Origin of the sequence: Bacillus sp. CR71, from assembly GCF_003429245.1 — a bacterium.
Taxonomy (GTDB): domain Bacteria; phylum Bacillota; class Bacilli; order Bacillales; family Bacillaceae_G; genus Bacillus_A; species Bacillus_A thuringiensis_S.
In genome coordinates, this window is sequence record NZ_CP031748.1 from 1,599,803 (window position 1) to 1,610,935 (window position 11,133).

Below are 11,133 nucleotides of genomic sequence, written 5' to 3' on the forward strand. Positions count from 1 at the left end.
GGAATTCTTTTTTGTTTTGAAGACAAAATGAACATATAATGAAATAAATAGAAATGGAAGGAAATAAAAGATGTTATTAAATAAACGCTTTACAATTGGAGAAATGGCAAAAATGCATAATATAGCGGAATCAACTTTACGCTATTATGATGAGAAGGGAATTTTTCATCCGTCCACTGTGGACCCGCAAACAAATTATCGTTATTACACAATCGATCAATTTTCACTATTAGATACGATTAAATTTTTACGCCAGTTAAATATTCCGTTAAAGGAAATTAAGAAATATATTGATGAAAGAAATCCAGCATACGCACTCAATTTACTGGAAAAACAACAAGAAATGATGTTGAAAAAACAAAGAGAAATTGAGTATGCTTTGGCGAAAATGGAGCATAGAATTCATTTAATTAAGGAAGCAACAAAAGCAAAAGCTGAACAAATGGTAATTAAAGAGATCCCGCAGCGGAAAATTACAGCAATTGCGGTTGCCCCGAATACGACGGATGATATGTTTGAGTACTACATCCATTCGTTGCAAAAAAATATGAGGCAAATGGATGATAGTTTATTTTCTGGAGATATTGGTGTAACTGTTGCGAAAAAAGGATTAATGCAAAATGAGTTTCAAGCATATAGCAGTGTATTTATTCTTTTGGATTATATGCCGTATGAAGTGCATACTTCAGATGAAATTAAAGAAGGTTTATATGCTTGTTCTTATCATCATGGACCATATGAAGAAACAGATGCAACGTACAAGGAGTTACTTACATACATTGATAAAGAAGGTTACGAAGTACATGGAGATTCGATTGAGATTGGATTGATTGATTGGTCTGTAACAGAAGATCCTGAGGAGCAAGTAACAGAAATTCAAATTCCTATAATGAAAAAATAAAGCAATAAGTTGTAAGACTCGTATAATTACAAATGAGGATCAAACACGATAATTAAGTTACTTATTTTTTAATTCTCTATTGACCTTCAAGTTACTTGAAGGTTTAAACTAAGAAAAGAGAGTTGAAAAAAAGGAGCATATTAGAGTATGGAAGCAACAGAAAAGTTAAGAGAAAAACCGATAAAAAGCTTATTTATTTCATATTTAATACCAGCCGTCCTCGGAATGGTATTAATGTCAGTGAATATTGTAATTGATGCGGTTATGATTAGTAGAGGAGTTGGGGCGAACGGTTTAGCAGGAGTGAACGTGGCTATTCCAGCCTTTTCGATTTTCTTCTCTATTTCATTATGGATTGGAATGGGCGGGGCAACGTTATATTCCATTGCATTAGGTGAAAATAAACGAGAGAGAGCAAGGTCTATTTTTACTCAATCAATGACGGTAGCAGTTGTTATCGTAGGTGTTTTAGCAGCTATTTGCTTATGGAGAATAGAAGATTTAGCATACTTATTTGGTGCAAATGAAGTGATTTTACCGTATGCATTAGACTATTTACACGTATTATTAACATTTGGAATGATATACGTTTTAGAAAATATTTTAAGTACATTTATTCGAAATGATGGAAATCCTAATTTAGCGATGGCAGGTCTTGTTGTAACGGCTGTATTAAATATCGTGTTTGACTACATCTTTATTTTTATTTTTGGATGGGGCGTAACAGGTGCTGCTTCAGCGACTATTCTTTCGGCAGCGATTGGTTTCCTTGTATTATTAACTCATTTCTTTAGAAAAAGTAGTATCTTAAAGTGGACGAAATTCCATTTTGAATGGGATACTGTCAAACAAATTATGGTGATTGGTTTCCCAAGTTTTACAGCAGAAAGTACGGTTGCAATCGTAACGATTGGTTTTAATATCGCATTCGTCCAATATGCAGGAGAAGTAGGAGTAGCTTCCTATGCGATGGTGAATAGTATTCATGCAATGACATTACTACTATTCTTCGGTGTAGGTGCTGCATTGCAACCAATTGCTAGTTTCCATTATGGTGCAAACTTATCAGAAAGATTGCGTGAAGGATTGAAGTTTGCTGTGAAAATTGCAGTTGTCCTCGGAGGCGTTGCGATAATTGTCGGATTATTCTTCGGGAAATATATCATTGGTTTATTTGATGTTCAATCTCCAGAATTATTGGAGTTAACCTTAACAGGTATTAGTTTATTCTTTATCCAATACGTATTTTTAGGTTATAACATTGTGTATGGAGAGTACTTCCAATCAGTGCGACAAACGAAGAAATCAGTACTTATTATAATGAGCCGAGGATTACTATTTATTCTTCCATTGTTATGGATTATGCCAAAATTATTTGGGATAAACGGAATTTGGCTCGTTATGCCAGTTGCGGAAGTAATGACAGCGATTATCTTATTTACGATGAATCGTATAAAACATCCTGTTCCATTAAATATGGCAGGAGAGAAAGAAGCGATATGATGAAGAAAATCCCCTTAAGCAATTAAGGGGATTTTTTATTCCTTTAAACTAATCGCAAAAGATCCATCCGTTTCTTGAACAGAAGCAAAGGCAACGTTTTTAATATTTGTAATTCCTTTTTCTTTTAATTCTTTATATAACCATTTTTCATTTTTATGTATTAACTTTAAGTTATCATATTGAATTTGTGAATCGACGATAAGGGCAATTGGTAACCCAGCATACTTAACATCTATGTTTAAATCTTTTGGAGTTAATGGTACAAGTTCTCTTTTTGGTAAAATACTAATAGCGCCGTTCGCTTCTAAAATAGCGTATTCAATTTCATGAACACTTGGATAACCTGCAACGCGAAGATTAGAAAGGAGTTCTGCAATGGGGTATCTACTTTTTTGTAAGTTCTCAAAAATAATATCACCATGTTTAATTAAAATGATAGGGTGTCCGAGAATAAAGCGATTTAGTTTGTTAAATAGGCTTAATTTTGTAAGGAGTAAATGTAAACATGTGATAACAACCATACCGAGAAATGCTTGTAAAGCACCAGAGACGGGTATGGCCTGGAAAGCTAAATAAGATAAAAAAATTATAGCCCCAAAATCATGAGGAGTTAGTTGTGCTAACGCGGATTTACCGAGTAACTTAAGCGATAGTAAAAATAAGATAAAAAAGAACGACACGTTACATAAAAAGAGAAGCAATAGAGACACTCCTTCGTGTAAAGTTGTACTTACTATTCCCGAAAGTAATATAAATATTACCTTTCAGAGGATAAATTAGGGTTTATTGAAATCTGTCTGTATACAAACAAATAAATGGATATTATCATGAAGGAAGTAAAAGAAAATAGGAGTATATGAATATGAGAAAGAAGAAAATAATGAAGTGCATTTTAGTTGTCATAATGATTTGCGCCGTGTATATGGTTTTTTTACAATATCACATTTATAAGCATGGGCATATGAATGCAACCTACGATGCTGACTACATAATTGTACTAGGATCGAAAGTAAATGGGACGAAACCATCTTATTCATTGCAATATCGTATTGATAAAGCAGCTGAATATTTAAAATCACATGAGAAAACAATTGCTATTGTATCTGGCGGACAAGGAAAAGGTGAAGACATTTCAGAAGCATTAGCAATGAAACAAGGATTAATAAAACAAAACATCGCAGAAGACCGTATTATAATGGAGGACAAATCTACGAGCACAGATGAGAACATTACATTCTCAAAACCGTTAATACCAGCCGATATGAAAAAAGGTATGATCGTAACAAACGATTTTCATATGTTTAGAGCGAAAAAAATAGCGGCCAAACAAGGTTTACAATTAGAAGGTCTTCCGGCAAAAACACCGAAACCAATTATCATTCCATCGAATGTACGTGAATATTTAGCAATTACACAATATTGGTTTATGAATCGAATATAGAGAAAATAATCCTGCCTGAAATTTCAGGCGGGATTATTTTAGAGGGAAATCTTACAAATATGTCACGTTCGTGAAAGGTAAAGCGATAGTTTCTAGAATGGTTTCCTGACATAATGAAGGTAACAAAAACTATTTAGAGGTGAATCGGATGAAAGGAAATAATATTTTATCTTCGTTATGTTACTTTAGTATATTTTTTGCACCATTTTTACTACCAATTATCGTGTACTTTGTTGCAGAAGATGAAGTGAAGTATCACGCGAAAAAAGCATTTTGGTCACATGTTTTCCCATACGCAATCTTATTTGGAGGACTAGCAGTATCAGGAATGTACGGTTTAGGTTTCGATCAATCTGACGGTGCTGGAATTGGAATGATTATCACATATGCAGTGTTCATTCTTGTAGGAATTTATTACTTTATTTGGAATATCGTCAGAGGTATTAAGGTTTTGAGAACGGCGTAATAAGATAAGTATAATTTCATTTACCGTATTGATAAACGTTTTAAAAAAGAGCAATTCAAAAAGAATTGCTCTTTTTGTGCTTATAAGTTGTGAATATTGAAAAAGGTATGTTAATTTTTCATTATGAAGAGAAAAAAGGAGTGATTTTCATGAATGAGATGATACATAAGATGGAGCAACATGTTTCAGTTCGTAAATATAAAGAAGAATCCATTCCGAAAGATGTAGTAGAAAAGATGGTGCACGCTGCACAACATGCAGCTTCATCACATTTTGTACAGGCGTATTCTGTTATATATGTAACAGATCAGGAATTAAAAGCTAAACTAGCAGAGCTATCCGGAAATCGCCATGTGAAAGACTGTGCAGCATTTTTTATTTGTTGTGCAGATTTAAAACGACTTGAAATTGCATGTGAAAAACATGGTACAGAGATAAAGCATGAGGGAGTAGAAGACTTTATCGTTGCGACGGTAGATGCATCACTTTTTGCGCAAAACTTAGCACTAGCGGCAGAGTCATTAGGCTACGGTATTTGTTATATTGGTGGTATTCGTAATAATCCGAGAGAAGTGAGCGAATTGCTTCATTTACCGGATAAAGTATATCCTGTATTCGGAATGACAGTCGGTGTACCAGATGAAGAACATGGAGTTAAACCACGTTTACCAGTAGCAGCAGTTCTTCATGAAAATGGATATAATGAACAGAAATATGATGAATTACTAAATGAATATGATGAAACGATGAGCGCGTATTACAAAGAAAGATCATCAAATCAAAAAAACGTAACGTGGACGGAATCAATGAGTTCATTTATGTCCAAAGAAAAAAGAATGCATATGAAAGAGTTTTTAAGTGAAAAAGGTTTAAATAAGAAGTGAGTAAAGAGGCAAACCTGTGATGTGGGTTTGCCTTTTTTGGAAGGAGAAATACCTAAGGCTAGAAAGTTCTTTATTCTTTCTGAACTTAGGTATTTTGTTTGTTATCATATACATAGAAATAAAAATTAATAATTTTTTACAAAAGTGATAGAAAAAGAGAATGAAATGCCAATAGTAAGTAAAAGCAGCTGCTAAAGGGGAACTGAGGAAGGAAGATGCTTATGATTTTCAATTCTGAAGAGGATTTAATTATAGCTATGAAAAAACATGATCAAGATGCTTTGAAAGAAGTGATTGATCAATATGGAAAATTAATTTTGTACATTATTCATAAATCATTAAGTACCCCTATTGAAAAACAATATGTGGATGATTGTTATAACGATGTATTTACTGTCATTTGGTTTAATATCGACCAATTTGATAATGATAAAAAGCGGCATAATAGCCGCTTTTTATCGTTATCACGTTTAAAAATATATCATGATATTTCATTCGAAACCTAATTCTTAATGCATAACCTAAAGCAACTTCTATAATAAATGCAAACTTTCAATAAGAAGATACATACCTGTACAACTTAAAAGGATATACGTAAATATTTTGAAAATCCGTTGATTAAGCCATTTGAAAATAATTTGACCTATAAACAAACCTAAAAATAAAATTGGAATGGCATAAAAACTTGATTCCCAAATGGTTTTGTTTGTGCCAGTAAAGAGTATTTGAGTTACTAGACTAATGAAATATATAAACAGATAAAAAGCTAATGTAGTTGCTCTTAACTTCTCTTTTTCAGTATTAGTTCCTGTAAAATAAAGTAACAGGGGAGGACCTGGCATACCGATACTTGTCGTTAAAAGACCAGATAATCCACCAACTATGAAATCTCTAGATTGTGTTGATCTAACCTTAACTTTGCATATTAGCAACAATGTTAATAGTAAGAGTAGGATGCTAACTGCTAATTTAAAAGTGTTTATGTTAACGGAAATGAAGATTAAAATACCAAAAGGTACACCAACTATACTTCCCAAAATAAACCTTTTCAGTAGAACAAAATCAACGTCCATTCTTATTTTCCAAATGAGTGAAATGGAGATAATTAAAGATAAAATAATGTTTATTTGTATAGCTTCTTGTGGTAAAAATAACATAAGTAAGAAAGGGGTTGCCATTATGGAAAAGCCAAAACCTGTACTTGCTTGCAGAATAGAAGCCACTAATATAATACATATGAAAATGAATGTGATACCCAAAACAGCCCTCCTCTTTAATCAAGTTTAACTAGTTGAAGTCTCTTATTTAAGTGCAAACTTTCACAAACTTATTTATATTTTAACATAAATATCTAGTTTTTTCTCAAATAGTGTTGCCATATAAGGATCATTAACTAAAAAATTAGACTGACATTTTTAAGCAATTTTATTATTGGGAAACAAATAATGAATGGGATCTCAGTGAATAATCTATTGATTATCATTAGATTATTCACTGAGATCCCCGCGATAAACAAGAAAAGCCATATAAAATTTACAAAAATACAGCATGTAGCTAATAAACTGCCAATTATTTGAGGAGAAAGAATTTCTAACAGCCCTCCTGTAAAAAACATAGATAACTGAATAAGAGATCCGTAAACGGAATAATGGAATGAAAAAACTTTACCCATCATATTTTCGTGTGTGTAAGTTTGAAGTAATGTCGTATCAAGTGGAACGAGGATTCCTCCTGCTATGCGCATACAGAATAAAGTAACGATACCGATAATAAGTTGATCGGATAGAATGAATCCGGGAAAGAAAATTCCTTGTAATAATTAGGCTCAACCGAATACTTTTTTCATTTTTTCTTTATTATGAGACATATAAAGATTAACGAGAAGGCTTCCAATCATAAGCCCAATGCCTTGAACTGTATATAAAATTCCAATGTTAGTGTGGAAAATTCTCTCGGCATAGATCGTTAGGAGTAGCTGATAAGCGCCTCCAATAATGCCCCATGAAATGCCGACAAGAATTAATGTTAAAATAATTTTTGTTTGTAATATGTATGTATAACGATCTTTTATATCAGTGAAAAATGTTTCTTATTCCATATTAAACGATATTTTGTTAGTTGAAATCGCAAATAAGAGGGATATAAATTCATACGAAAGTATGAAAAAAACAGCTCAAATATGAGCTGTTTTTCTATAGTTTTTAGTTCATTTGTCAAGGATAGGATATATTAATATCCGTATCCGCCGCCACCCCAACAGCTACATCCGATGATGATTAGAAGGATGAATAGTACGATAAGCAAAGCAAATCCACCGCCGAAACCAGCGCAACTTCCACCATAACTCATATGTTTTCCTCCTTTTTAGTAAGTTAATCTATATGGTTCATGGACTACTATATACAGTATGTTTTTTGTATAGAAAACGAGCCAGTCTCATTTATAATTAGACAAATGCCTGTAGATTCATTAGGATTGTATGTTAGTGATTTGTAAATGAACCTTTACGTGATTCGTAATTTAGGCATAAAAAAATAAAAAATTGTAAAAAAAACCATTTTTTTATTTTTTTATGAGAGAATATGTACTATAATTTTACAAGTAATATTATGGGAAAAGGGAGTTTTAGTATAGAGATGGAGATGGGACAATTACAAAATAAAATAGAAAACAAAAAGAAAGAGTTAATTCAACTTGTTGCGAGACACGGATTGGATCATGATAAAGTTTTGTTATTTAGCCGAGATTTAGATATACTAATTAATAAGTTTATGAATGGAAAAGACAAAGTGCATAAATAAAAAATTTATAGTTTTTTATATTAAGATGTTTCACGAGAAGGAGAGGACAGTAATTGGAACATTTACAGGAAGAATTGTATAAACAAATAAAAGAAGAAAAAGGTACAGTTACAATTTTCTTAAAGAGTGGCGTTAGAATAGTAGGAAAAGTTGTTGGAGTAGATAAATTTACAGTTTTAATATTAGTGGATGGAAAACAACAGCTTATTTATAAGCAGGCTATATCAACAATAATGAAATAAGACACTCTTGTTGAGTGTCTTATTTCATTATTGCTTGCATGCCTCAACATCAATACCGGCAGCAATTAACTTCTTTTCTCCATCTTGTTCAATAATTTTTTGTAATTTAGATAGGAAAGAATCAAAGTTTGTATGCTTTGCTACTTGGAATGTCATTTTATGTTCAATTGGTAACCACGTATCAATATCAGCTTCGTTATGTTGGATTTTCACCTCAAGTTTATCGAGTGCATTAGCAACTTTTGCTTCGTACGTTTCTTTCGCTTCAAACTCCATCCATAAGTCATATAATTCCTCACCGAGAGAACTTGTTAATGTTTGTTTAATATTTAAAATAGCTTCTAGTTCATTTTTTTGTTTTTGTAGTTGTAATTCGTGACTATTCATCGTATCAAAAGCAGGGATATCACCAGCTTCGGCTTCGACTAGGTCGTGAATAATAACCATCTTAAGTAATTTCTCAATATTTACTTTTTGATCCAAATAAGGTTCAACTAAAATAGCCATTAGAGACATACGCCATGTATGTTCGGCAACACTTTCTTGACGTCCGTTAGAAAGCCAGCTATGTCGCATTTCATATTTTAGTTTTTCTGCTAATGCAATGACTTGTAAAATGTTGTGTTCCATCGTGATCCTCCTCATTTATCCATACTATAATTCTAATATAGAAATGAAATGTGTCAATTTCATGAGTATATTGCGATAAACAGATGATAAGCGTATAATACATGTTATATGTGAAAACGTATTATTAAAATAAAAAAATGTTATATAAAAATGGAAAGGAAAGGGCAGAAATATGGGAGAGAAAAATCAAGTATTAGCTAGACCACAAAGAAGAAAAAGGAAGTTTGATATTTCTAGCCCAGTGGGCATTATAGTAGGTTTCATTATAGTGATAGCGGCAATTATGCTTGGCGGCGGTGGAATAAAAGCTTTTAAAAACTTTTTAGATGTTTCATCTATTTTAATTGTCATAGGGGGAACAACAGCGACAATTGTTGTGGCATATCGATTTGGAGAAATAAAAAAATATACGAAAAGCATTTTTACTGTTTTACATAGAAGAGAAGAAGATTTAGAACAGTTAACGGATTTGTTTGTCGATTTTTCGAAAAAGTCTAAAAAGCACGGCTTGCTTTCTTTAGAGGTTGATGGAGAGCAAGTAGACAATCCTTTTATTCAAAAAGGAATTCGATTAATGTTAAGCGGTTACGATGAAGATGAATTAAAAGAAGTGTTACTGAAAGATATTGAAACGGAAGTGTATGAGTTAAGAAAAGGAGCAGCATTATTAGATAAAATTGGTGATTTTGCTCCAGCTTGGGGAATGATTGGTACGTTAATCGGTCTTATCATTATGCTCCAAAACTTACAAGATACATCGCAAATTGGTACAGGGATGGCAGTTGCGATGTTAACGACATTATATGGGTCCGTACTTGCGAATATGATTGCAATCCCTCTTGCGGAAAAAGTATATCGTGGTATTGAAGATTTATATACAGAGAAGAAGTTTGTAATAGAAGCAATTTCAGAATTGTATCGTGGACAAATCCCTTCTAAATTAAAGTTGAAACTGGATACATACGTATACGAAACAAAGGTAAAAAAGGTAAAAGGAGCAGCCTAATATTTCAAGGAGTGGTATGATGAGTAAAGGACCGCAAAAGGGATCGCCTCGTTGGATGACGACTTTTACAGATTTAACAATGTTATTATTAACTTTCTTTGTATTACTAGTTGCTACATCAAAGCAAGATGCAGTAAAATTGTCAAAGATGCTTGAAAAGTTTAGTGATACGGGGCAAGTAGATGCAAAAGTAATGGAAAATACAATACCGGATATTTCACATGAAAAAAATGATGAAAAGATGATCTCAAAAAAGAGAATGGATGAATTATATAAGAAGTTAAAAGCGTATGTAGATAATAACGGTATTAGTCAAGTGAATGTATATCGAGAGGATACAGGGGTAAGCGTCGTTATAGTAGATAATTTAATATTTGATACAGGCGATGCAAACGTTAAGCCCGAAGCGAAAGGGATAATAAGTCAATTAGTTGGATTTTTTCAATCCGTACCTAACCCAATTGTTGTAGAGGGACATACAGATAGTAGACCTATTCATAACGAGAAATTCCCTTCAAATTGGGAGTTATCTTCAGCACGAGCGGCAAATATGATTCACCATTTAATTGAAGTGTATAATGTGGATGATAAAAGGCTAGCTGCGGTAGGATATGCAGACACAAAGCCAATTGTACCAAATGATTCACCGCAAAACTGGGAAAAAAACCGTCGCGTTGTTATTTATATAAAAGAGTAGTATATTATTATTTTAATAATAAAATAATAAAAATACGAAAATTCTTTTAAAAAAATATTAAATTTTATCATTTTATTTTGTATAATGAGTGAGAATGATAAGGTGAAATATTAAGATATATTTATACATAGAAGGAGAGAATTAAAAAGAATGGCACATAAAATTTTAGTAGTAGACGATGCGATGTTTATGCGAACGATGATTAAAAACTTATTAAAAAGTAATGCTGAATTTGAAGTTATTGGCGAAGCAGAGAATGGGGTAGAAGCAATTCAAAAGTATAAAGAACTTCAACCTGATATTGTAACATTAGATATTACTATGCCAGAAATGGATGGGCTTGAAGCATTAAAAGAAATTATTAAAATTGATTCAAGTGCAAAGGTTGTTATTTGTTCTGCAATGGGACAACAAGGTATGGTATTAGATGCAATTAAGGGCGGGGCAAAAGACTTTATTGTAAAGCCATTCCAAGCGGATCGTGTAATTGAAGCTTTAACAAAAGTAGCAAATAGTTAATATAGAAGGGGTGCCACAAGGAATCAAAACAGTGATAGCGGAT

15 protein-coding genes and 1 pseudogene are annotated in these 11,133 nt (G+C 32.5%); 11 read left to right on the forward strand and 5 right to left on the reverse strand.

All coding sequences use genetic code 11. The features are described 5' to 3' along the window. The first annotated feature begins 70 nt into the window (after positions 1-70). The gene (locus tag DOS87_RS08290) at positions 71-901 is read left to right on the forward strand and encodes a MerR family transcriptional regulator (protein WP_000925950.1); all 831 of its coding nucleotides are present in this window, start codon (positions 71-73) and stop codon (positions 899-901) included. Between the two features lie 147 nt (positions 902-1,048). Further along, positions 1,049-2,404 carry an MATE family efflux transporter gene (locus tag DOS87_RS08295; RefSeq protein WP_151618779.1) on the forward strand — a complete coding sequence of 452 codons (1,356 nt, stop codon included), beginning with the start codon at positions 1,049-1,051 and terminating at the stop codon, positions 2,402-2,404. A 35-nt stretch (positions 2,405-2,439) separates the two neighbouring features. Here DOS87_RS08295 and DOS87_RS08300 read toward each other — a convergent pair whose 3' ends face one another. Then, the gene (locus tag DOS87_RS08300; RefSeq protein WP_000923923.1) at positions 2,440-3,105 is read right to left on the reverse strand and encodes a DUF421 domain-containing protein; all 666 of its coding nucleotides are present in this window, start codon (positions 3,103-3,105) and stop codon (positions 2,440-2,442) included. A 161-nt stretch (positions 3,106-3,266) separates the two neighbouring features. Between DOS87_RS08300 and DOS87_RS08305 the strand changes: the two genes are divergently transcribed. The 4 genes from DOS87_RS08305 (at position 3,267) to DOS87_RS08320 (ending at position 5,701) form a co-directional block, all read left to right on the forward strand. Next, on the forward strand, positions 3,267-3,845 hold the full coding sequence (locus DOS87_RS08305; protein WP_151618781.1) for a YdcF family protein: 579 nt from the start codon (positions 3,267-3,269) through the stop codon (positions 3,843-3,845). 148 nt (positions 3,846-3,993) lie between these two features. Further along, positions 3,994-4,311 carry a magnetosome magnetite crystal formation protein family gene (locus DOS87_RS08310; RefSeq protein ID WP_063675170.1) on the forward strand — a complete coding sequence of 106 codons (318 nt, stop codon included), beginning with the start codon at positions 3,994-3,996 and terminating at the stop codon, positions 4,309-4,311. A gap of 149 nt (positions 4,312-4,460) precedes the next feature. Then, positions 4,461-5,195, forward strand: a complete 735-nt coding sequence (nfsA, locus tag DOS87_RS08315; protein WP_001004528.1) for an oxygen-insensitive NADPH nitroreductase — start codon at positions 4,461-4,463, stop codon at positions 5,193-5,195. 221 nt (positions 5,196-5,416) lie between these two features. After that, positions 5,417-5,701 (forward strand): hypothetical protein, encoded by a 285-nt coding sequence (locus DOS87_RS08320; protein WP_000577072.1) that lies wholly within the window; start codon positions 5,417-5,419, stop codon positions 5,699-5,701. Between the two features lie 27 nt (positions 5,702-5,728). On the opposite strand, the gene DOS87_RS08325 is transcribed toward DOS87_RS08320, so the two are convergent. The 3 genes and pseudogenes from DOS87_RS08325 to DOS87_RS08335 form a co-directional block, all read right to left on the reverse strand. Beyond that, positions 5,729-6,454, reverse strand: coding sequence for a sulfite exporter TauE/SafE family protein (locus DOS87_RS08325; protein WP_000513088.1), 726 nt, complete (start codon positions 6,452-6,454; stop codon positions 5,729-5,731). Between the two features lie 242 nt (positions 6,455-6,696). Further along, a pseudogene (locus tag DOS87_RS08330) lies at positions 6,697-7,284 on the reverse strand (MFS transporter); the annotation flags it as partial. 140 nt (positions 7,285-7,424) lie between these two features. Then, on the reverse strand, positions 7,425-7,544 hold the full coding sequence (locus tag DOS87_RS08335) for a YjcZ family sporulation protein (RefSeq protein WP_000120179.1): 120 nt from the start codon (positions 7,542-7,544) through the stop codon (positions 7,425-7,427). A gap of 233 nt (positions 7,545-7,777) precedes the next feature. On the opposite strand from DOS87_RS08335, the gene DOS87_RS08340 reads away from it, so the two are divergent. Together DOS87_RS08340 and hfq are read left to right on the forward strand one after the other, a co-directional pair. Beyond that, positions 7,778-7,996, forward strand: coding sequence for an aspartyl-phosphate phosphatase Spo0E family protein (locus tag DOS87_RS08340; RefSeq protein ID WP_000291690.1), 219 nt, complete (start codon positions 7,778-7,780; stop codon positions 7,994-7,996). Positions 7,997-8,049: 53 nt separating this feature from the next. After that, positions 8,050-8,238, forward strand: coding sequence for an RNA chaperone Hfq (hfq, locus tag DOS87_RS08345; protein WP_000400667.1), 189 nt, complete (start codon positions 8,050-8,052; stop codon positions 8,236-8,238). A 27-nt stretch (positions 8,239-8,265) separates the two neighbouring features. On the opposite strand, the gene DOS87_RS08350 is transcribed toward hfq, so the two are convergent. Next, the gene (locus DOS87_RS08350) at positions 8,266-8,868 is read right to left on the reverse strand and encodes an HD domain-containing protein (RefSeq protein WP_000400770.1); all 603 of its coding nucleotides are present in this window, start codon (positions 8,866-8,868) and stop codon (positions 8,266-8,268) included. A gap of 172 nt (positions 8,869-9,040) precedes the next feature. Here DOS87_RS08350 and DOS87_RS08355 point away from each other — a divergent pair, with 172 nt between their 5' ends. The 3 genes from DOS87_RS08355 (at position 9,041) to DOS87_RS08365 (ending at position 11,090) form a co-directional block, all read left to right on the forward strand. Then, positions 9,041-9,874, forward strand: coding sequence for a flagellar motor protein MotP (locus DOS87_RS08355; protein WP_000504191.1), 834 nt, complete (start codon positions 9,041-9,043; stop codon positions 9,872-9,874). A 19-nt stretch (positions 9,875-9,893) separates the two neighbouring features. After that, positions 9,894-10,571, forward strand: a complete 678-nt coding sequence (locus tag DOS87_RS08360; RefSeq protein ID WP_000033627.1) for an OmpA family protein — start codon at positions 9,894-9,896, stop codon at positions 10,569-10,571. 150 nt (positions 10,572-10,721) lie between these two features. Next, entirely contained in the window at positions 10,722-11,090 is a 369-nt protein-coding gene (locus tag DOS87_RS08365) for a response regulator (protein ID WP_000940568.1), read from the forward strand. Positions 11,091-11,133 lie beyond the last annotated feature (43 nt).

Excerpts from the sequence above, each read along its gene's own strand:
- DOS87_RS08290 (WP_000925950.1), top strand. The coding sequence starts at position 71 with ATGTTATTAAATAAACGCTTTACAATTGGAGAAATGGCAAAAATGCAT.
- DOS87_RS08295 (WP_151618779.1), top strand. The coding sequence starts at position 1,049 with ATGGAAGCAACAGAAAAGTTAAGAGAAAAACCGATAAAAAGCTTATTT.
- DOS87_RS08305 (WP_151618781.1), top strand. The coding sequence starts at position 3,267 with ATGAGAAAGAAGAAAATAATGAAGTGCATTTTAGTTGTCATAATGATT.
- DOS87_RS08310 (WP_063675170.1), top strand. The coding sequence starts at position 3,994 with ATGAAAGGAAATAATATTTTATCTTCGTTATGTTACTTTAGTATATTT.
- nfsA (WP_001004528.1), top strand. The coding sequence starts at position 4,461 with ATGAATGAGATGATACATAAGATGGAGCAACATGTTTCAGTTCGTAAA.
- DOS87_RS08320 (WP_000577072.1), top strand. The coding sequence starts at position 5,417 with ATGATTTTCAATTCTGAAGAGGATTTAATTATAGCTATGAAAAAACAT.
- DOS87_RS08335 (WP_000120179.1), bottom strand. The coding sequence starts at position 7,544 with ATGAGTTATGGTGGAAGTTGCGCTGGTTTCGGCGGTGGATTTGCTTTG.
- DOS87_RS08340 (WP_000291690.1), top strand. The coding sequence starts at position 7,778 with ATGTACTATAATTTTACAAGTAATATTATGGGAAAAGGGAGTTTTAGT.
- DOS87_RS08350 (WP_000400770.1), bottom strand. The coding sequence starts at position 8,868 with ATGGAACACAACATTTTACAAGTCATTGCATTAGCAGAAAAACTAAAA.
- DOS87_RS08355 (WP_000504191.1), top strand. The coding sequence starts at position 9,041 with ATGGGAGAGAAAAATCAAGTATTAGCTAGACCACAAAGAAGAAAAAGG.
- DOS87_RS08360 (WP_000033627.1), top strand. The coding sequence starts at position 9,894 with ATGAGTAAAGGACCGCAAAAGGGATCGCCTCGTTGGATGACGACTTTT.
- DOS87_RS08365 (WP_000940568.1), top strand. The coding sequence starts at position 10,722 with ATGGCACATAAAATTTTAGTAGTAGACGATGCGATGTTTATGCGAACG.